Consider the following 19,294-nt stretch of genomic DNA (forward strand, 5'->3'; position numbering starts at 1 on the left):
GCAATGACGATGGGGTTGGCATTCGTTCAGCTCAATGACACTTGAAATAGTCGAAGGGTTCGCGGCAGGCCTTGCAGCGCCAGAGCGCCTTGCAGGAGGTCGAGCCGAATTCGGACAAGAGTTCGGTCTTGTCAGAACCGCATTGCGGACACGCGACGGTCTGTCCGCCGAATAGCGCGCGGCGCGAGCTTGAGGCCTGCGGCGGCGCGATGCCGTAGGCGTGCAGCTTGGCGCGCCCCTCCTCGCTCATCCAATCCGTGGTCCAGGCCGGCGACAGCACTGTACGCACGTTCGGACGACGGAAGCCGGCGCGTTCCAGCGCGAGCTCGATTTCGAGTGCGATCATGTTCATGGCAGGGCAGCCCGAATAGGTCGGCGTGATCGCGACCTCGACGCGATCGCCGTCCAGAACGACGTCACGGAGCACGCCGAGATCGCCGATGGTCAGCACCGGAATCTCGGGATCGACCACGCTCGCCGCAGCATCCCAGGCGCGCCGGCGCAGGTCAGTGTCGCGATCCAGCACCGTCACCATGTCAGCCCCGGAAAAGTGCGCTGCATCGATTGCAGCTCGGACAGGAGATGGCCGAGATGCTCGCTGTGCCGGCCAGAACGGCCACCCTGCTGCATCCAGTCGTTCTGCGGCAGCTCAAGTGTCGCCTCGCTGACGATATCCGACAACGTCGTCAACCAGCGACCGCGCAAGCTCGCCGGATCAACCGCAATGTCGGCATCGATCAGGGCGCGTTCGCCTTCGTCGACGGCAAACATCTCACCGGTGAAGGCCCAGAGATGATCAATCGCGGCCTGCGCGCGGGCGTGGCTTTCGTGCGTGCCGTCACCGAGCCGGATGATCCACTCCGAGGCATGGCGCAGATGATAGGCGCTCTCTTTCTCCGACTTGGCTGCAATGGCGGCAAGCGTTGGATCGCGCGAGGTCATCATCGCGCGCCAATAGAGATCGGCGAAGGCGGAATAGAAGAACTGCCGAACCAGCGTCTGGGCGAAATCTCCGTTCGGCTGCTCGACCAGCAGCAGATTGCGGTACTGCCTGACGTCGCGCAGATAAGCGAGCTTGTCCTCGTCGTTGTCCTCGCCCTCGACCCTGGCAGCATAGCCATAGAGCTCCCGTGCCTGCCCGATGAGATCGAGCGCGATGTTGGACAGCGCCATGTCCTCTTCCAGCATCGGCGCATGCCCGCACCATTCCGACAACCGGTGGCCGAGAATCAGCGCATCGTCGGCCCGGCGCAGCGCGTAGAGCACCAGCGGCGTTTCAGAGACCTGGATGTTGGCGACCGGCATCACATATGTCCCACTTCTTCGGGCACCTCATAAAAGGTCGGGTGCCGATAGATCTTCGACTCCGCCGGCTCGAACATCATGCCCTTGTCGGCGGGATCGCTCGCGGTGATCGCAGTGGACGGCACGACCCAGATCGACAGGCCCTCGCCGCGGCGGGTGTAGATGTCGCGGGCGGCCTGCAGCGCCATCGTTGCGTCGCTCGCATGCAGCGAGCCGACATGCTTGTGCGCGAGCCCGTTGCGGCTGCGAATGAAGACTTCCCACAGCGGCGTGTTCGGCGTGGCCATCGTAATCTCCTATTCCGCGGCTTGTGCGGTCTGACGCTGCGCGCGCTTGGCGGCATAGCTAGCCGCGGCCTCGCGCACCCAGGCGCTCTCCTCGTGCGCCTTGCGGCGCGCGGCCAGCCGATCGCGATTGCAGGGACCGTTGCCGGCGAGCACCTGCTTGAATTCGGTCCAGTCGATTTCGCTGTAGCGCCAGTGCCCGTCGGCATCCTGGGTCATGCCGGGATCGGGAATGGTGAGGCCGAGATATTGCGCCTGCGGCACGGTGGCATCGACGAATTTCTGGCGCAGCTCGTCATTGGAGAAGCGCTTGATCTTCCACTTCGTCGAGGTGTCGCTGTGCTGGCTCGCGGCATCGGGTGGGCCGAACATCATCAGCACCGGCCACCACCAGCGGTTCAACGCATCCTGCGCCATCGCCTTCTGCTCCTCCGAGCCGCGGCACAGCGTCAACATGATCTCGTAGCCCTGGCGCTGGTGAAAGGACTCCTCCTTGCAGACGCGGATCATCGCGCGCGCATAGGGGCCATAGGAGCAGCGGCACAGCGGGATCTGGTTCATGATCGCGGCGCCGTCGACCAGCCAGCCGATGGTGCCGATGTCGGCCCAGGTCAGCGTCGGATAGTTGAAGATCGAGGAATATTTGGCCTTACCGGCGAGCATGGCATCGACCAGCTCTTCGCGCGAGGTCCCTAACGTCTCGGCGGCGGCATAGAGATAGAGCCCGTGGCCGCATTCGTCCTGCACCTTGGCGAGCAGCGCGGCCTTGCGGCGCAGCGTCGGGGCGCGCGTGATCCAATTGCCCTCCGGCAGCATGCCGACGATCTCGGAATGGGCGTGCTGGGAGATCTGGCGGGTGAGCGTCTTGCGATAGGCCGCCGGCATCCAGTCGTTCGGCTCGATGCGCTCCTCGGTATCAATGCGGGCCTGGAATTGTGCAGCCCTGGCTGCGTCCTCAAGACCGCGATCATCGGTCTCGGCCATGTTCAGCGCCTGGGTGTACATGCGCATCCTCCCGATTTGTTGGAGGAAATGTATAACAAAATTTAGTTCATGCAAGATATTTCTGTAACATATATCAGACCCCAAACCTCCGTTCCAGAAGCTTCCGCGCCGCCGGCAAGGGTCCCCTCTCGTTAGTTCCATGCCTGTCGAGCCACTGTTCCGACGGAGCCAGCAGCGCGCGATAAATCTCGCCACAAAGCGCACGCGCTGCCCTGCCCGGCCAATCCGCCGGCAGCAGGCTTTCGGGCAACAGCGGGTCGCGCAGCACGACGCGGCGGTAATAGTGGATCAGGAGGATGCGCGCGGTGAAGGCGTCAGTCTCGGACAAATCCGTGCCGCGCGCGATCGCGGCACGGAGCGGCTCGAACGTCTTCATGAACTTCACATAGGCGTCCGCGGTACGGTCCAGCGGCCAGCTCGCGCTGAGCAGGCGGCGCCCGCTGTCATCCTCCGCCGAGATTTCAAGGCGGATCGCGCCAGCGGCCTCGTCGGGCACCGGTACGCCCGATGGCGCAACCCATACGCCCGGCAGCGGAGTGCCGAAGCCGGCATTGCGGAGTGCCTCGCGCGAGGCGTCGCGGTCCTCGCCATTGCCGATCAGCAGCAGCTCGAAACGCCCGGTCCAGTTGGACGGCGGCGGATCGTAGATGTGGCGCGTCGCGGCCTCGAAGGTCTGGCGTCCCTTTTCGGCCAGCCGATAGAAGCTGTTGCGGCCAACCTTTTCGCGCGTCAGCCAGCCATCGGCTGCAAGGCGCGACATCGCGGTACGCACCACGCCGCTGTCGATGTCGAGGCTTTCGAAGAATTCCAACAGCGTACCGAGCCACACCACACCGCCACGCGGTACGATGGCGTCACCGAATACGGTGATGACGATGGAGCCAGTGCGCGACGGCTCGCGCTTGAGCTGATCGATGATGCGGGACAACGGATGTGCCATGCGCAAGGCATAGCGCGTTTGGTGCGGGCGCGACAATGGAGGGGAACCACGCCGTTGCTCCTCTTCCCGTTTGTTCTTACGGGCAGAGGCGAAGCATCACCTGTGCGGATCGGGATAGGCCAGGCTGCGCCAGCCGCTGCGGTCGAACGGCTGCCACTGGCCTTCCGTCTGTGCGAGGCGATCGGCGACCGCGTAGACCACCGCGGGATGATGTCCCATGCCGCAATGGCTGCTTTCGACCTCGATGCTCTCGGTCTGCGCTCCCGATTTCTCCATACAGCCCTGCCAGGCGCAGATGCCGTCGGTGCGGCTGAAGATGGCGGTGGTCGGCACGGGCGGCGGGACGGCGAGCTCGCCGCCGAAGTGCGGATCGACCTCGTCGGCCTTCCGCCCGCTCGCCCATTCATAGACGCGCCAGGCGTTGGTCGAACGCGGATTGCCGGCAAAGGGGCTGCCGAGCGTGATCACCTGGCGCACGCGCTCCGGCATCATCTTGGCGAGCTGGCGTGCATAGAGGCCGCCGAGGCTCCAGCCGATCAGGCTGATCTTGCGGCCATGCGTATCGCTGAGTTCCTGGACCAGATCGACCATCGCTTGCTGGACGCCGGGACGCAGGCCGTAGTTGCGACCCTGGCCCCAGCCGCTCACCGCATAGCCCTTGCTGGTCAAAAACGCGCGCAGCGCGCGCGTGGAGGAATCGGAGGCCACGAGGCCTGGCAACACCAGCACCGGATGCCCGTCGCCGCGCGGCGCGAGGCTCAAGAGCGGCAGCGCGCCGAGGAATGCGCCGAACTCGTGGATCGCGCGCCCCTCCAGAAACATCAGGGAGCGGGACGGCGGACGCAGCGTCTGGGCAGTTGCGCTCATCAATGTTCCCCTGGGAAGAATTCCTGGAAAGGCCGGCTGCATTGCGGAAAATGGGCATGGATTCCAACACGCCGGCCTCTTGAACGTTCCGCAGCGCAACATGAATCAGCTAGGCGGCCGGTTCCCGATATTCAAGCGGGAGAGGCGCAAGGCGACAATAGGCTCAGGCGTTAATGCTTACGCCGTGACGCAAAAGTCACAACAATCGGAGCAGGAATTCGACGGAGTAGAGCACAAGTCCGGCGAGACCGCCGATCAGCGAGCCATTGAAGCGGATGTATTGCAGGTCGCGCCCGATATTGATTTCGATCAGAGAAATCAACTGCGTCATATTCCACGCCTTGACCTGGTCGGAGATGAAAGTCGAGACGCCGCCCTTCTGATCGGCGACGAAGCTGCGCAGCACGGTCACCAGGCCCTTGTTGATCTCGCCCCGCAACTCGGCATCGCCCGCGAGCGCTTCGCCTGCGGCAACGAACATGCCGGCGAGATGATGCTGGAGCATCTGCGTTTCGCCGCTGGCGCTGCGCTCAATGAAGGAGCGCGTGTTGGCCCAGACGGTGCGGGCGAGTTGGGCAAGCTCGGGGCGCGCCAGCAGATCGCGCTTCAGCCCGGCGATACGGTCGATATAGGCCTGGTCGGTGCCGAGCCTCTCGACGAAGGTCAGCACCATGCGGTCGAATTCACCGCGAAACGGATGCTTGGGATCACTGCGCACCTCATTGAAGAAGGCGGTGGCGGATGCGACGATCTTGTTCACCAGAAACTTGTCGGCGCGGTAGAGTCTCAGCAGGGTCGGCAATTCCGCGCGCACCTTCTCGCGGATCATCGCCATCGTCTCCTTCTGATTCAGCGTCTCGTGCATCACGCGCAGGAGATCGTCGAACAGAATCTGGTGCCGCCCCTCAGCTACGAATCCGCGCAGCGTGCCGGCTGCGAGCGGCGCAAGGTCGATCGCCTGGAGCTGCGATGACATGCGGCGGATGATGAAGGTCATCAGGCCCGAGCTCTCCGTCGCTGAGAACGCCTCCGGCAGCAGGCGCAGCGCAAAGCGCGCGAGATCGTCGCTGCGCTTACGATCACGCAGCCAGTCGGCAACGAAGGAGCCGAAATCGATTTCCTTCAGCTTGGCCTCGACGGGTCCGGCCTCGAGGAAATGCACCTGGATGAACTCGCCGAGCTTGTCGGCGATGCGGGCCTGGTTGCTCTGGATGATCGCGGTATGCGGGATCGGCAGGCCGAGCGGCCGCTTGAACAGCGCAACCACGGCATACCAGTCGGCGAGCCCGCCGATGGTCGCGGCTTCCGCGAAGGCCGCGACGAAGCCGAACACGGGATGCACGTTCAGGAGGATCTTCGCGACGATGAAGAGCGCAAGCGTCGCGGCCAGAACCAACGTCGCGAGCGCTTTCACGCGGCGCAGCTCGGCCGCACGTTTGGCGTCACCAGGGGTGTCGAAGGAGAAGGCGGCGGATGGAGTCATCACTGCATCACAGTACTCGTCATTCCGAGCCAAGCGAAGCAATCCAGTCTGCTTCCGTGGAAAGACTTTGGATTCGCTTCGCGGAGCCTGTCATCGGGCCGCGCTTTGCGCGGGCCCGGTGGCTCGCAGTGACGGTGGCGAAAAAAAACAAAGGCCCGCCGAAGCGGGCCTCAAAATCAGTTTCTCGTCCCAAGGCGCCGTATCACGCGGTCTTGTTGTAGACCTTGGCGAAATTGTCCTGCGCAGACTTCGCACCGTTGGCGGCGAGCTTGCCGAAATAGTCGGCAGTCGCCTTGGCTCGCGAGACGAACACTTCACCGCGGGCGCGGAGCAGGCTCGACTGGATCTCGACGGCCTCGCTGATCGACTTGGCGGACGCGAGCTTGTCGATGCCCGAGAAGAACGCCTCAGCGTCCTCATAGATCGCCTGCTGAATGTTGCGGCTGATCTTGCCGGCCTCGGCGATCGATTCTGTCACCGCGTTCTCGACGGCGGCGGTCACCCGCTCGGAGCCGGCGAAAGCTTCGGCAGCACGGTCTTTAGCGGTGCTGGCCGTCTTCTTGACGAACTCGCGGGCGGCCTCAGGAACTTCCAAATTCTGGATGTTCTTGAAAGCGTCCTTGAAGCCCTCGAAGGCGGTGTTGGTTTCGGTGGTCATGGGTTCCTCCATCCTCATTGCGCTGAGCTATGGCTCACCCCGTCCGCATGGCCCGGGGCACGACATATATGGCATGGACTATTGTGCGATGCAATATCATTATTGCACTGCGGCATCACGGAATCGTGAAAAGCCTTAGAAAAAGGCGCCGCGCTGCCTTCGTCAGCGGCCGTCCCGGACCACCCGATCTTCACCTTAGTGCTGGACCGCGCCTGGCAATCCATAGGCCTCCATCTGGGCCTGAACCTGCGCGATATGGTGCCCGAGCACGACGATGTCGTGGGTCTTGCCATCGACGTCCCGGACATGATCGCGCAGCAGAGCCTCGGCCTTGAAGCCGAGGCTTTCGAACAAGGCAATCGCCGCCTGCTGGTCGACCGTCATCTGCACCGAGAGCTTTTCCAGGCGAGCTCCGAGCGCAAGTGCAAAGGTCTCCTGCGAGAGCGCCTTCCCGACACCCTGCCCGCGTACGTCGGACGAGACCACCATGCGGATCTCACCGACATGAGGCGACCAGGAATGCGGATCGCGCACCAGCGTGCCGCAGCCGACGACCTTGCCGTCCCTCACCGCAAGCAGGCTCGTGATCGCGCCGCGCTCGATCTCCTTGACCCAGGCGGAGAGCACCTTCGGCTGGCTGATATTGCGCGGCAGGAACAACAGATCATGGGACGGAAGACCTTGGCCGAAGGCCAGCACCGCGGCTTCGTCTCCAGGCGACATCAGGCGGATCTCGATATCACCGGCATCGGTCCTGAGGTGACGCGGATAGGAACGCTGCTCATTCATGTCGATCTCTTTCCCAGCCAGGAGTCCAGTTTCGGCCACAGCCGCTTCACCGCGTTGGCACCGGCCACGAGGGAGACGTGGCCGCCCTTCAACATCACTTCTTCCTTGTCCGCGGAGCCGATCTTTGCGATCAGGTGCTTTGCGGAGTCATAAGGCACGATGTGGTCATGCTCGGCGACCGCATGCAGGAGCGGCACCTTGATGTTTTCGAGCTTCGCTGCGCGGCCGCCGACCGACATGGTGTCGTTGAACAGCTTATTGTCCCACATCAGATCCTTGGTGATGGTGCGGAAATATTCACCCGCCAGCGGCAGCGTGTCGGTCGCCCAACGGTCGAACATGCGGTAAGACTTGACGAACTCGTCGTTCCAGATGTTCTCCCAAAGCTGGATCTGGCTCACCGTGCGCGAGGCCGGGCGCAACATCTCGAACGAGGACAGGATCATCTCCGGCGGCACGTTGCCGACGCTATCGACGAGATGGTCGACATCGAAATAGCGGCGGTCGGAGAAGTTCGAGAACAGCTTCATCTCGCGAAAGTCGATCGGCGTAGTGAAGCAGATCAGATTCTTGATCGGCCCGTCCTTGTGGATCGAGCCGTAGAGCAGCGACAGCACCCCGCCGAAGCAATAGCCGATGATGGAAACGTCCTGCTCGCCGGAATCGGCTTGCACACGGCGGACGCAATCCGGAATGAAGTCGAGGACATAGTCCTCCATCCGCAGGCTCTTCTCCTCCGGCCGCGGCGCGCTCCAATCCAGCATGTAGACGTCGTAGCCGCGCCTCAAGAGGAACTCGATGAAGCTCTGGCCAGGGACGAGGTCGAGAATGTAGCCACGGTTGGTGGTGGCCATCACGATCAGCACCGGCACGCGGTAGATCTCGTTCGACATTGGCCGGTAGTGATAGAGGCTCATCGTGCCGCGCGAATGCAGCACGTCCTTCGGTGTCGATCCGAGCGTGGGGCCGGAGGTCGAGAAATATTCGACGCCTTTGATGCTGCGCTGGATCGCGCGCTGCACCTCGGTCTGGATGCGCTCCGGGATAGATGCGAAATCAAGTCCCGTCGGCGCGTTCATGTCCGCTCTCCGTCTTCGGAGGGCGGGCGCTTCGTCCGCGGCGGCCGTGGGGCGCCGTCGCCGCCTTGCGATATTCCGGAATTTGCCGCCATCTGACTCAGCATCGACCTCATCTCGCCGATCTGAGCTTCGATGGACTGGAGCCGTTCCGCAAGACCCATGACCTGCTGCCGGCTCGCCAGGTTCATTGCGACGAGATACTTCTCCATGAGTTCACCGAGCTGCTTCTGAGCACCTGCAGCAACTCCTCCCGCGCGGTTCATCGCCTGTGAGAATTCGGGCGACGACATGGCTTGGTTGGCGAAGGAGTTGAACCCCTTCTCCATCTCGCCCATCATCTTCTGCCACATGGCGACAGGGTCGTTGGTCTTGTCGGTCATCGGCGTCCTCCTGATGTCGAGAGCTTCGATGCTCTTCTTTTGGGCCATACCACACCCTTGCGAGGGGCCGGTCAACCGGCGAGCGGCCCGGTGCCGCGCACACGGCTTCTTTGCCGCGGGAAACCGTGCAATACAGCATTGGTCAGCAGCAAGGGATAGCGACCGTGAACGTCCATCAGCCGCCCCAGACCGACCGCGCCAATGGGATCGACATCTGCTACGAAATCTTCGGCAACGACAATGCCGAGCCGCTGCTGCTGATCATGGGGCTCGGGGCGCAGATGATCCATTGGGATGATGCGTTCTGCGAGCAGCTTGCCGCGCGCGGCTTTCGCGTGATCCGCTTCGACAACCGCGACATCGGCAAGTCGAGCCATCTGACCGGCGGCAAGCGGCTGACGCCGCTCGAGCTGCTGAAGCTACGCTTCCTCAGGATTCCGGTTGCTGCAACCTACAAGCTGATCGACATGGCGAAGGACACGATCGGGCTGATGGATGCGCTCGGCATCAAGTCGACGCATCTGGTCGGAGCCTCCATGGGCGGCATGATCGCCCAGGAGGTGACGCTGTCATTTCCCGAGCGCGTACGCTCGCTGACCTCGATCATGTCGACCACGGGCAATCCGCGCGTGCCACCGCCGACACGCGAGGCCGCCGCAATGCTGATGGCGCCGCCGCCACGCAGCAAGGAGGAATTCATGGTCCGCTTCGGCCAGACCTGGAAGATCTTGCGCGCCGGGTCATTTCCGGAAGAGGAAGCGCTCGACCCTGAACGCGCCGAGCGCGTGTTCGCACGCGGACTCAATCCGGCCGGCGTCGGCCGGCAGCTCCGCGCCGTGCTCGCCTCGGGCAGCCGCAAGGAACGGCTGCATGGGGTGAAGACGCCGACGCTCGTCATTCACGGCACCGTCGATCCCCTGGTCCATCCCGAAGGCGGCAAGGACACGGCAGCGTCAATTCCCGGCGCCAAGCTGTTGATGATCGAAGGCATGGGCCACGCGCTGCCGATGCGCTTCTGGCCCGAGATCATCGGCGCCATCGACGACCACGCGCATGGCGCGGCGGCGCAAGCCGCCTAGCCCTTCCTCGCGATCCAGATCACGTGGCGCGCGCCGCCGCCTCTGCCGGTAGCACGGACGTTGACTTCGTTGACGTCGAAGCCGGCGCTCGCAATGCGCTTGGTGAAGGCCGGGTTGGGCCCTGACGACCAGACAGCGAGCACGCCGGTTGGCCGCAGCGCCGTCTTGGCCGCCCTCAAACCGTCCGCATTGTAGAGCGCGTCGTTATCCTTTCGTGTCAGCCCTTCCGGCCCGTTGTCGACGTCGAGGAGAATGGCGTCGAAGGCGGAGCGCTGCGCCCGAATGATTTCGCCAACGTCGGTCTCCCGGATGCTCACCCTGGGATCGTCGAGGCTGTCGCCGAAGACCGACGCCATCGGGCCGCGTGCCCAGGCCACCACCGCAGGCACAAGTTCGGAGACCACGATCCTCGCCTTGCCTCCGAGCACGGCAAGCGCCGCGCGCAGCGTAAAACCCATGCCGAGGCCGCCGATGAGGACGACAGGGTTTGCGACGTTCTCGATCTGCTTTGCCGCCAGCGTTGCAAGCGCGGCCTCCGAGCCCGACAAGCGGCTGTTCATCAGCTCGTTGCTGCCGAGCTTGATAGAGAACTCCTTGCCGCGCCGCATCAGGCGGAGCTCACCGTCGGAACCGGGGATTTGCGCGGTGCCGATCTTTTCCCAGGGAATCATGCCTGACGTTTAGCACGATCGGGCCCGTGGTCACCCACCCGCCCAAACGTCCAGCACATAGCGGTTGTTCGCGCCCATCGCCTCGATCCAGCGTGCACTGGCCGCGGCATCGCTACCGCTCTTCTCGCGGTGCATCGCGACGAGGGCAGCCTTCACATCGGGCTCCATCTTGCCGCCGTCGCCGCAGACATAGATGATGGCGCCTTGCTCGATCAGCGGCCAGACCTTGTCCTTCTGCGCGGCCAGGAGATGCTGCACATAGGTCTTCGGGCCATCGGCACGCGAGAACGCGGTGAAAAGCTCGGTGATGCCGCTTGCCGCCAGCGCCTTCAGCTCGTCCGCGTAGAGAAAATCCTGATCGGGATGGCGGCAGCCGAAGAACAGCATCGCCGGACCAAGAGCAGCCCCCTTCGCCCTGCGCGCAGCGCGCTCCTGAAGGAAGCCGCGGAACGGGGCAAGTCCCGTGCCCGGTCCGATCATGATGATCGGCACCGATGGCTCGTCGGGGAGGCGGAAGCCGGCCTTGGTCTCACGCACGGTGGCGAAGATCGTATCACCCGCTCGCCGGTTCGCGAGATAATTGGAGCAGATGCCCTTGTAGGTGCCGCGCCCGGAAGCGGCCGGCCCTTCGACCACCCCGACGGTGATGCTGCAGCGCGCCCGGTCGACCGACGGGGAGGACGAGATCGAGTAATAGCGCGGCGCGAGCAGCGAGAGCATTTCGAGATAGACGTGGAACGGCAATTCGCAGGCCGGATATTCGAGCAGCAGGTCGAACACCGATTTGCGTCTGACCAAGATCTCGGTGCGGTAACGCTCGAGCGGCTCCGCCTCCTCGCCAAGAAAGGCGAGCAGCTTTGGTTTCGTCACCGGGCAGCGGGTGTGCTCCGCCATGATCTGGATCTGCTTCCGTGTCGCGACCTGCTGCAATTCGACGAACTCACTGAGCAGACGGCCGACCGACACGGCCTCGCCGACGGGCAATTGCGCCCGGCGGCCTTCCGCGACCTGAAGCCGGATCTGATCGGCTGGCAGGAAGCCGAAGCGGCGAGCGACCGAATCGACCAGCGTCGGGTCGTTGCGCGGGACCACGCTCAAATGATCGCCGACCCGATAGGTGACATTGGACGGCAGTTGCACCTCGATATGGCGCGTCGAACGCTCCGACGGATTAGGCCCGCTTCTGTTCTGAAGCTCGTCATTGACCAGAACCTTCATCGCGACAGCACCGCCCTGGGCCACGATAGTGTTGGCGGCGGTCACCGCCACCGGCTCGATTGCATAGAGCGGATCGTCCTCCGCGGTGCGGGTGAAATTCCAGTCGATGCCGAATTCCTTGGTCGCGACCTGAGCAGCCGCCGGAAACCATTTCTGGAATTGGCCGTCGAGATCGCTGCGCGCATCGCCCTCGCCGCGCGGATAGACGGCGCGCGCGCCATGTGCCGACAATTGCTCGTCGATGAAGCGCGGCACCGACTGATACGTCGCTGCCCAGTCGCTGTTGCCACAGCCGAACACGGCGTAGCGCACATTGGCAAAGGCGTCCTTCGGCAAGTCGCCGCCGAGCCATTTGACGAATTGCGTCGCATTGTCAGGCGGTGCGCCGTTGTAGGAGGCGCAGATGATCAGCACGCCGCCTTCCTGCGGCAGCTTGCCGACGTAATCGTCGAGCGGGCCGAGACGCACGGCAAAGCCGTTGATTTCCGCGAGGTCGGCCATGCGCGTCGCGAGTTCCTCGGCGGTGCCGAGATTGGAGCCGTAGAGCACCAGCATCGGCGTGTTGTGGCCGGGCCGGGCGGCCGGCTGACGCGGTCCCTTGGGTGCCGAAGCCATTGCCACGACTGGTCCGCCAAAGGCACCGCGCTCGCGATCGGCGCGCGGGCGAACCTTGATCTTGAAACCCTCCGGCTTGATCGTCAGCGTTTCCTTCAAGTGCATCTGATAGCGCTGGTGATCGATCAGCTTGAAGCGCTGGAGGATCATCCCGAGCGCAAGCGCAGCCTCGTGCATGGCAAAGCCCCGGCCGATGCAAGCGCGTTGGCCGTTGCCGAACGGCTTCCAGGCATTGACCGGCCGTTTGGCTTCCGCCTCGCGGCTGAAATCTCGGGATCGAATGTATCAGGGTTCGGTCCCCAGACTGAGGGATCGCGATGCAGCGCCGTCACCAGGATGGTGGTGAACGTGCCCTTCCTGAGCTTGTACTTGCCGCCGCCGATGGTCTCATCGTTGAGCGGCGAGATACCATAGGCCGGCGCCGGCGGCCACAGCCGCAGCGCCTCCTTCAGGACCTGCGTGATGTAGGTGAGCTGCGTCACCTGCTGATAGGTCGGCTTCGCATTGACGTCGGGACCGAAGACGCGGTCGACCTCGTCATAGGCCTTCTTGAGGATGTCCGGATGCTTCAGCAGTGCATAGAGGGTGTAGGACAACAGGCCGCTGGTGGTCTCGTGGCCCGCGATCAGGAAGGTGTTGATCTGGTAGCGAATGTTGACGTCATCAAGCTGCTCGCCGGTCGCGCGGTCGATGCCGGTCATCATCGCGGCCAGCATGTCCTTGTTGTCGTCGATGCCGTCCGCACTCTTGCGTCGTTCTGCAATGATCTCGTCGACCATCTTATTCATGAAGGCGACGTCTTCGGCCAAGGTCTTGCGCCGCTTCTGCATCCAAAGCTGCTCGAAGGGCAGGCCACGCGTCATCATGATGGTTTCGAGCGAGCGCACCAGCGACTCGACGAACGGGTGATAGTCGCGCCGGTAGAACGAGTTGAAGCGGTAGTCGAAGCCGCACAGGCCAATTGTGTCCAGCGTCAATGCGGTCATGTCGTGGACGACGTCGATCTCGTCGTCGGCATTGAGCCGTTCCCATTTGCGAACGAGCTGCTCGGCGATGTCGACCATGCTCGGATGATACGACTGCATGGCCCGGTTGCCGAACGGCTGGAGCAGGATGTTGTGGGCCTTGCTCCAGTTCGGCTCCTTGGTATCGGCCGTGAACAAGCCGTCGCCGCCGACCGCACGTACACGCCGCAGCGCACCGCGCACCGTCTTGTCGAAGCGCTTCTCGTCGGAGAGCTCGTCGACGAGGTCGTGGCCGGAGACGACCACGATCGGCGAGCCCATCATGTCGAGCCAGAAGATCGGACCCAGCTCCTTGGCGAGCCGCGTCAGGTGCTGCACGGGGGCGGCCGAGTCCAGCGACAGCTTCTCGAGATCGGGAATCAGCTTGTCCATGCCATCAGCGGAGGATGGCGGCAACACCGCGTCATTCTCGGCCATGATCATCAGCGACGGCACGCGGACCGTATGATCGAGCCCTTCGGAGCGCGCCCAGTTGCGCGACATGTTGCGGTACCAGTTGATGCCCCCGGTAAAACCCGTTTTGGTGAAGGCATCGACGAAGACTTTCTTCTCTTCCGGCGACAGGATCGGCGTACGCGGATCGTGCTTCGCGTCATAGCCGGCAATCATCTGCGGAAATGCCAGATTGAGCCGCGGCGAAGCGCCGACACCGGCAACCACCTCCTCCGGCGGGGTGTCGGCCGGGCGCGGCACCGGCTTACGCATGAACGCATCGAAAGTCTGTTCGACACGGCTGCCGAAAATCCTGTCCGGCTCGCGCGCCGGATCCTGGAATTGAACGATGTACATCTTGTCGCCGAAGCGTGCGCGCAACAGCTCGATCGGATCGGCCCAGGGGCGATTGGTGTGGGGCGTGTTGATGCCGACTACGCCGGCGACCCGGTCGATGTGCCGCAACGGCATTTGCCAAACGATGAAGCCGCCCCAATCGTGACCGACGAAGATCGCCTTATCGATCTGCAGATGATCAAGCAGTCCGACGAGATCGCCGGTCAGGTGCTCAATGTCGTAGGCCTCGACCGGCTCGGGCCGGTCGGTCGCACCGTAGCCGCGCTGGTCGGGCGCGATCACGCGGATGCCGGCCTCGCTCAGTGCCTTGATCTGGTGGCGCCAGGAAAAGGCGAGCTCGGGCCAGCCGTGGCACAGCACGACCGGCGGCTTGTCGTCGGCCGGGCCAGCCTCGTAATAGCCCATGCGGATTCCGTTCGTCGTCGCGAACTTGAGCGGCGGCATTTCAATCATCGCGAACTCCTTATTCCGCAGCACGCTTGATGTCGGCCGCGGGCGGCGCATAGGCCGCCTCCAGTGCGGCGAACTCTTCCGGCAGCATGTCGCTCATCACCTGCACGTGCGGAATGATATTGGCGCCGACGATGAAGCCGAAATCGAGCTGGTCCCGGTAGCTCTGCACGGTGATGTTGAGCGCCTGCCCATGCGTCGAGATCGAGACCGGGAAAATGTGCAGAAGCTCGGCCCCTGCAGCATAGAGCGTCTGCCGCGGTCCTGGGACGTTCGACACCGTGATATTGGCGGCCGGCGGCAGCACGTCGGACAGATTGGAGCGGCTGTAGAGCAGCGCCAGGATCTGCACCATGATCGGGGCACCCAGCATCGAGATGTTGGAGACCTGCGGCATCAGCGCCCGCAGTGGATGCGACATCTCTTTGGACTTGGCCGATTGCGCGATGATGGCTTCCAGCCGCGCCTTTGGATTGTCGATGTTGGTCGCGATCGAGCAGATCATGCCGAACACCTGGTTATTGGCCTCGGTGTTGCCCTCCTCGCGCAGCGAGATCGGCACCGCCGCAGTCAGCGATTTCGCCGGCAGCGTGCCATATTGCTGGAGATAGCGGCGGACCACGCCCGAGGCGAGCGCCAGCACGACGTCATTGAGCTTGCCGCCGGCCTGCTTGGCCAGCGCCTTGGCCCGCGACAACGAGATCGATACGCCGGCGAAGCTCCGCTCCGACGAGATGGTCTTGTTGAGCATGGTCGGCGGCGACACCATGCTGGCGAGGCTCTCGCGCGATTTCGGATCTGCGACCTTGCCGAGCACGTCGGAGACGCTCTTGAGCACCGTCGGGATGTTGCCGGCGAACCGCACCGCGCTCTCGATCTGGTACATCGCATTGTCGAACAGGATCGAGCCGATGTCGCTCTTGCCGGTACGCGGCAATTGCAGGTTCTTCGCGGCCGCCGACGCATCGAGCGGCTGGCTGAAGAGCTGTCGATAGGAATCGAGCAGGTTGGCCGTGATATCGCGCGGCTCCTGTCCGGGCTTGGCTCCAGCCGTCGGCGGCTCGACCTTCCGTGGGATCGGCGAGATGTCGTAGATCAAGTTGGTCAAGGCCGCACCGGCGCCGCCGTCGATGGCGGCATGATGCATCTTGGAATAAAGGCCGACCTCGTTGTCCTTCATGCCCTCGAACACGTAGAACTCCCAGAGCGGACGGGCCCGGTTCAGGAGCTTGGCATGCATCCAGCCGACGATGCGTTCGAGCGTGGCTCGGTCGCGCGGCTGCGGCAGGCTGGCGCGGAAAATGTGACGATCGATGTCGAACTGATCGTCCTCGACCCAGGAGGGATGATCGATGTCGAGCGGCGCCTTCTCTAGCCGCGCCTTCAGGATCGGCGCGATGTGCAGGCGCGAGACGATCATGGCCTTGAAGTCTTCGAAGAAGTCGCCCTTGTAGTCGTCGGGCAGGTGAAAGATTGCCATGCTTCCGACATGCATCGGCATTTCCGGCGTTTCCAGATAGAGAAACGACGCGTCCAGCGACGACAGCTTCTTCCCGTCAGCCATAATTCCCTCCCGCAAGACTTGACGGGCGCGTTTGGTCCGCGCTTCTCGTCAGGCCGATACTGCCTGTTCCGCCGGGGCATATGCAATGGCAAACGGTCCGGCCCGGTCAAATGGCCGGAATTCCCCCTCCGCTTGCGCCAGCCGGTCCGCCACGGCCCACAGCGCCGCGGGATTGACCCCGAGCCCGATATGGCTCGCCAGGTGCACCTCGATGTTCTCGGCACGGGCGGAGGGACGGAGCAGACAGGTCCGCCAATTCACGACACCGTCGGCACGCGAATAGATCGAACTCGTGGGCACCGGCAGATCGCCGGCGAGCGCCTCGCGCTGTTCGGCATAATCCTCGACCCGCTCGCCTGACAGCGCCTCGTACAGCCGCGTGGCGTTGGTCGCCCGTACGTCGTTAGCAAAAGGGGTGCCGAGCGTGATGACATAGCGGACCATCTCCGGCGCCTGAAGTGCGAGATCGCGGGCATAGACGCCGCCGAGGCTCCATCCGACCAGGCTGACCTTGCGGCCGGAGGCGGCGTGGATCTCGGCCAAGCGCATGCGCAGCGAATCCCGCATCCGCCCGAGCCCGCCGAGATTGCGGCCCATCCGCCAGGCATGTGCCTCATAACCGAGCTCGCTGAGATAGCGTCGCATCGGTGCCATCGAGAGATCGCTGGCGAGGAAGCCCGGCAGCGCCAGCACCGGATGGCCGTCGCCCCTGGGCGCGCGCATCAGAAGCGGTGACAGCAGCAGGCTCGCATTGAATTCGAGCAGACCCCGAGCCTCGGCAAGTAGCAGCCCGATACCCGGCGGACGAAGCCGGCCTGAATCCAGCGTCCCGTCCGGCCCTGATGACACTATTTCTTCTTGTCGCTGCTGCGCGTGCCGCCGAGGCCTGCCATCGCGACGAACATGTCCTGAAACCGTTCGGCGAGCTTGGGATCGTATGTAAACCAACTCTGCACCAACGATTCGGGCGAGACCTTGTCGATGTTGCTCAGGACCTGCTGCTGCAGCTTGTCCATCACCGCCGTCTGCATCGGCGACACGTCCGGCAGTCCAAAGAATTGGCGGGCCTCGAGGGGAGTGCAGTCGATTTCGATATTAACCTTCATGTCCCCTCCGGATGAGATTCGAGCGGCCTGCCGGCAGTATCGCCGCGAGTTGTGGTGCGACGCAAGCGCCTGATGCCGGCGCGACATATCCCGACCCGCAACGGCCGAATATGGTCAACCAAGTCGAAAGTCGAAAGCCGCCCAAGCCAGCCGGCACGATCAGCATTGCTGCACAGCGGTGCAACTTGGCGCGTTCCTTGCTGGAATGGCGCTTGCACGGGTCGAGAACTCTGGGCAACATGGATTGATCGGCCGGCCGAACAAATCAAAAATCACCGGCACGGCAGTGTGGAGAGGGTCAAGAATGTCATTAGGTCGAAGTCTGTTTGCGGCGACGCTCGCCGGTATGGCTGCGTTCTCGGTCTCGCCGGCGTCGAGCCAGGCGCTGCGCTATGCCAACCAGGGCGACCTGAAGTCGCTCGATCCCTATACCCTCAACGAGAGCACCACCCACGCCCATCTCGGCCACGTCTATCAGGGCCTCACCGCGCGCGACAAGGACCTCAAGATCATTCCGGCGCTGGCGGAAAGCTGGGAGACGCCGGAGCCGACCCGCTGGCGCTTCCACCTGCGCAAGGGCGTGAAATTCCATAACGGCGATCCGTTCACCGCCGACGACGTGCTGTTCTCCGCCGATCGCGTCCGCAAGAAGGGGTCCAATATGCAGACCCGCCTTGCACCCGACGTCAAGGTCGTCAAGGTTGACGACTACACCGTCGATTTCGTCCTGCCCTCGCCCAATCCCATCCTGCATTCGTCGTGGGATGTCTGGTACATCATGGACAAGAAATGGGCCGAGGAGAACAACGTCGTCGATCCGACGCCGGTGGCGGCGACCACGCCGAGCTACGCCTCGCTCCACGAGAACGGCACCGGTCCCTTCATCATCGAAAGCCATCAGCCCGGCGTGAAGACGGTGTTCAAGGCCAACCCCAATTACTGGGGCAAGATGGATGGTAACCTGAAGGAGATCACCTTCACCCCGATCGCCTCCGACGCCACCCGCGTCGCCGCGCTGCTCTCGGGCGAAGTCGACGTCATCGAGCCGGTGCCGATCCAGGACATCTCCCGCGTCGATTCCAGCCCGAATGCCCAGGTGCTCAAAGGGCCGGAGCTGCGCACCATCTTCATCGGCTTCGACCAGACCCGCGACGAGTTGCTCTACTCCAACATCAAGGGCAAGAATCCGTTCAAGGACGTCCGCGTCCGCGAAGCCTTTTACAAGGCTATCGACATCGAGCTGATCAAGACGCGCGTGATGCGCGGGCTATCGACGCCGTCAGCTCTGATGATTGCGCCGGAACTGTTCGCGCTGTCCAAGGAGTTCACGCGGCCGAAATTCGACCCCGATGGCGCCAAGAAGCTCCTGATCGAGGCCGGTTACCCCGATGGCTTCGAGGTCACCATGGATTGCCCGAACGATCGTTACGTCAACGATGCGGCGATCTGCCAGGCCGTCGTCGGCATGCTCGCCCGTATCGGCGTCAAGATCAATCTCCTGGCGCAGCCGAAGGCGCAATACTTCGCCAAGGTGCTCAAGCAAGGTGGCTACCAGACCTCGTTCTATCTCTTGGGCTGGACGCCGAGCACGATGGATTCCCACAACGTGCTCTACGACATCATGGGCTGCCGGGACGATGCGAAATCCTCGCGCGGCGAAGCCAATCTCGGCGGCTATTGCAACAAGGAGTTCGACGCCATCACCGACAAGGTGCTGGTTGAAACCGACACCGCCAAGCGCAACCAGTTGATCAAGCAAGCCTACGAAATCGCCAACAAGGACTGGGCGTACATCCCGCTGCACCAGCAGGCGTTGGCCTGGGGCGTATCGAAAAAGGTCAACCTACCGCAGCGCGCCGACAATCTCGTCATGTTCCACTGGGCGACCAAGAAGGAATAGCCTCAGTTGAACACAAGGTCCCGGCAGCATCAGGCCTCCGGGACCTTTTCCTTTTCCGGCTGACAAAGGCGTCGGCCAGACACACAC

General features: G+C 63.4%; 17 protein-coding genes and 2 pseudogenes. 2 read left to right on the forward strand and 17 right to left on the reverse strand.

The features are described 5' to 3' along the window. Positions 1 to 31: 31 nt before the first annotated feature. The 11 genes from paaD to IVB12_RS19615 all read right to left on the reverse strand — a co-directional run bounded on the left by paaD (position 32) and on the right by IVB12_RS19615 (position 8,790). Complete coding sequence (gene paaD, locus IVB12_RS19565) at positions 32 to 535, reverse strand: 1,2-phenylacetyl-CoA epoxidase subunit PaaD (protein WP_247301182.1); 504 nt, start codon at positions 533 to 535, stop codon at positions 32 to 34. Beyond that, positions 529 to 1,305, reverse strand: coding sequence for a 1,2-phenylacetyl-CoA epoxidase subunit PaaC (gene paaC, locus IVB12_RS19570; RefSeq protein ID WP_247301183.1), 777 nt, complete (start codon positions 1,303 to 1,305; stop codon positions 529 to 531). Before paaC ends, paaD begins: the two co-directional genes overlap by 7 nt. Beyond that, the gene (gene paaB / locus IVB12_RS19575) at positions 1,305 to 1,592 is read right to left on the reverse strand and encodes a 1,2-phenylacetyl-CoA epoxidase subunit PaaB (RefSeq protein WP_106942621.1); all 288 of its coding nucleotides are present in this window, start codon (positions 1,590 to 1,592) and stop codon (positions 1,305 to 1,307) included. The genes paaC and paaB overlap by 1 nt, the downstream gene beginning before the upstream one ends. 9 nt (positions 1,593 to 1,601) lie before the next feature. Next, positions 1,602 to 2,594: a 1,2-phenylacetyl-CoA epoxidase subunit PaaA gene (paaA, locus tag IVB12_RS19580; protein WP_247301184.1), complete on the reverse strand. Its 993-nt coding sequence runs from the start codon at positions 2,592 to 2,594 to the stop codon at positions 1,602 to 1,604. Between the two features lie 73 nt (positions 2,595 to 2,667). Next, positions 2,668 to 3,534 (reverse strand): phenylacetic acid degradation operon negative regulatory protein PaaX, encoded by an 867-nt coding sequence (gene paaX / locus IVB12_RS19585; RefSeq protein WP_247301185.1) that lies wholly within the window; start codon positions 3,532 to 3,534, stop codon positions 2,668 to 2,670. A gap of 96 nt (positions 3,535 to 3,630) precedes the next feature. Further along, the gene (locus IVB12_RS19590) at positions 3,631 to 4,401 is read right to left on the reverse strand and encodes an alpha/beta hydrolase (RefSeq protein WP_247301186.1); all 771 of its coding nucleotides are present in this window, start codon (positions 4,399 to 4,401) and stop codon (positions 3,631 to 3,633) included. A 196-nt stretch (positions 4,402 to 4,597) separates the two neighbouring features. Next, the gene (locus tag IVB12_RS19595; RefSeq protein ID WP_247301187.1) at positions 4,598 to 5,884 is read right to left on the reverse strand and encodes a DUF445 domain-containing protein; all 1,287 of its coding nucleotides are present in this window, start codon (positions 5,882 to 5,884) and stop codon (positions 4,598 to 4,600) included. A gap of 202 nt (positions 5,885 to 6,086) precedes the next feature. Continuing rightward, positions 6,087 to 6,542 carry a phasin gene (locus tag IVB12_RS19600; RefSeq protein WP_247301188.1) on the reverse strand — a complete coding sequence of 152 codons (456 nt, stop codon included), beginning with the start codon at positions 6,540 to 6,542 and terminating at the stop codon, positions 6,087 to 6,089. Positions 6,543 to 6,737: 195 nt separating this feature from the next. Further along, positions 6,738 to 7,331: a GNAT family N-acetyltransferase gene (locus IVB12_RS19605; protein WP_247301189.1), complete on the reverse strand. Its 594-nt coding sequence runs from the start codon at positions 7,329 to 7,331 to the stop codon at positions 6,738 to 6,740. Further along, positions 7,328 to 8,410 (reverse strand): alpha/beta fold hydrolase, encoded by a 1,083-nt coding sequence (locus tag IVB12_RS19610; RefSeq protein WP_247301190.1) that lies wholly within the window; start codon positions 8,408 to 8,410, stop codon positions 7,328 to 7,330. The genes IVB12_RS19605 and IVB12_RS19610 overlap by 4 nt, the downstream gene beginning before the upstream one ends. Then, on the reverse strand, positions 8,407 to 8,790 hold the full coding sequence (locus IVB12_RS19615) for a hypothetical protein (protein WP_247301191.1): 384 nt from the start codon (positions 8,788 to 8,790) through the stop codon (positions 8,407 to 8,409). Before IVB12_RS19615 ends, IVB12_RS19610 begins: the two co-directional genes overlap by 4 nt. Positions 8,791 to 8,954: 164 nt before the next feature. Between IVB12_RS19615 and IVB12_RS19620 the strand changes: the two genes are divergently transcribed. Next, a complete protein-coding gene (locus IVB12_RS19620; RefSeq protein ID WP_247301192.1) occupies positions 8,955 to 9,869 on the forward strand; it encodes an alpha/beta hydrolase in 915 nt (304 codons plus the stop codon). On the opposite strand, the gene IVB12_RS19625 is transcribed toward IVB12_RS19620, so the two are convergent. The 6 genes and pseudogenes from IVB12_RS19625 to IVB12_RS19650 form a co-directional block, all read right to left on the reverse strand. Beyond that, positions 9,866 to 10,540, reverse strand: coding sequence for a spermidine synthase (locus tag IVB12_RS19625; protein ID WP_247301193.1), 675 nt, complete (start codon positions 10,538 to 10,540; stop codon positions 9,866 to 9,868). The two genes, IVB12_RS19620 and IVB12_RS19625, sit on opposite strands and share 4 nt — an antisense overlap. A 30-nt stretch (positions 10,541 to 10,570) precedes the next feature. After that, positions 10,571 to 13,761 (reverse strand): annotated as a pseudogene (locus IVB12_RS19630) (cytochrome P450). Beyond that, positions 13,741 to 14,640 (reverse strand): annotated as a pseudogene (locus tag IVB12_RS19635) (alpha/beta hydrolase); the annotation flags it as partial. The pseudogenes IVB12_RS19630 and IVB12_RS19635, both read right to left, overlap by 21 nt. Before the next feature lie 10 nt (positions 14,641 to 14,650). Next, positions 14,651 to 16,201, reverse strand: a complete 1,551-nt coding sequence (locus IVB12_RS19640) for a wax ester/triacylglycerol synthase family O-acyltransferase (protein WP_247301194.1) — start codon at positions 16,199 to 16,201, stop codon at positions 14,651 to 14,653. 48 nt (positions 16,202 to 16,249) lie between these two features. Next, positions 16,250 to 17,050: an alpha/beta hydrolase gene (locus tag IVB12_RS19645; protein ID WP_247301195.1), complete on the reverse strand. Its 801-nt coding sequence runs from the start codon at positions 17,048 to 17,050 to the stop codon at positions 16,250 to 16,252. Next, complete coding sequence (locus IVB12_RS19650; protein ID WP_091891548.1) at positions 17,050 to 17,307, reverse strand: DUF6489 family protein; 258 nt, start codon at positions 17,305 to 17,307, stop codon at positions 17,050 to 17,052. Before IVB12_RS19650 ends, IVB12_RS19645 begins: the two co-directional genes overlap by 1 nt. Positions 17,308 to 17,611: 304 nt before the next feature. On the opposite strand from IVB12_RS19650, the gene IVB12_RS19655 reads away from it, so the two are divergent. Then, on the forward strand, positions 17,612 to 19,207 hold the full coding sequence (locus IVB12_RS19655) for an ABC transporter substrate-binding protein (RefSeq protein ID WP_247301196.1): 1,596 nt from the start codon (positions 17,612 to 17,614) through the stop codon (positions 19,205 to 19,207). The last annotated feature ends 87 nt before the right edge of the window (positions 19,208 to 19,294 follow it).

The sequence above is a fragment of the Bradyrhizobium sp. 179 genome (genome assembly GCF_023073535.1).
In the GTDB taxonomy this organism is placed as follows: domain Bacteria; phylum Pseudomonadota; class Alphaproteobacteria; order Rhizobiales; family Xanthobacteraceae; genus Bradyrhizobium.

What these genes read in the sequence shown, in the direction of transcription:
- IVB12_RS19610 (WP_247301190.1), bottom strand. Translation starts at nt 8,410, where the DNA reads ATGAACGCGCCGACGGGACTTGATTTCGCATCTATCCCGGAGCGCATC.
- IVB12_RS19605 (WP_247301189.1), bottom strand. Translation starts at nt 7,331, where the DNA reads ATGAATGAGCAGCGTTCCTATCCGCGTCACCTCAGGACCGATGCCGGT.
- IVB12_RS19595 (WP_247301187.1), bottom strand. Translation starts at nt 5,884, where the DNA reads ATGACTCCATCCGCCGCCTTCTCCTTCGACACCCCTGGTGACGCCAAA.
- paaA (WP_247301184.1), bottom strand. Translation starts at nt 2,594, where the DNA reads ATGTACACCCAGGCGCTGAACATGGCCGAGACCGATGATCGCGGTCTT.
- paaD (WP_247301182.1), bottom strand. Translation starts at nt 535, where the DNA reads ATGGTGACGGTGCTGGATCGCGACACTGACCTGCGCCGGCGCGCCTGG.
- IVB12_RS19640 (WP_247301194.1), bottom strand. Translation starts at nt 16,201, where the DNA reads ATGGCTGACGGGAAGAAGCTGTCGTCGCTGGACGCGTCGTTTCTCTAT.
- paaB (WP_106942621.1), bottom strand. Translation starts at nt 1,592, where the DNA reads ATGGCCACGCCGAACACGCCGCTGTGGGAAGTCTTCATTCGCAGCCGC.
- paaX (WP_247301185.1), bottom strand. Translation starts at nt 3,534, where the DNA reads ATGGCACATCCGTTGTCCCGCATCATCGATCAGCTCAAGCGCGAGCCG.
- IVB12_RS19625 (WP_247301193.1), bottom strand. Translation starts at nt 10,540, where the DNA reads ATGATTCCCTGGGAAAAGATCGGCACCGCGCAAATCCCCGGTTCCGAC.
- IVB12_RS19655 (WP_247301196.1), top strand. Translation starts at nt 17,612, where the DNA reads ATGTCATTAGGTCGAAGTCTGTTTGCGGCGACGCTCGCCGGTATGGCT.
- IVB12_RS19650 (WP_091891548.1), bottom strand. Translation starts at nt 17,307, where the DNA reads ATGAAGGTTAATATCGAAATCGACTGCACTCCCCTCGAGGCCCGCCAA.
- IVB12_RS19590 (WP_247301186.1), bottom strand. Translation starts at nt 4,401, where the DNA reads ATGAGCGCAACTGCCCAGACGCTGCGTCCGCCGTCCCGCTCCCTGATG.
- IVB12_RS19615 (WP_247301191.1), bottom strand. Translation starts at nt 8,790, where the DNA reads ATGACCGACAAGACCAACGACCCTGTCGCCATGTGGCAGAAGATGATG.
- IVB12_RS19600 (WP_247301188.1), bottom strand. Translation starts at nt 6,542, where the DNA reads ATGACCACCGAAACCAACACCGCCTTCGAGGGCTTCAAGGACGCTTTC.
- paaC (WP_247301183.1), bottom strand. Translation starts at nt 1,305, where the DNA reads ATGCCGGTCGCCAACATCCAGGTCTCTGAAACGCCGCTGGTGCTCTAC.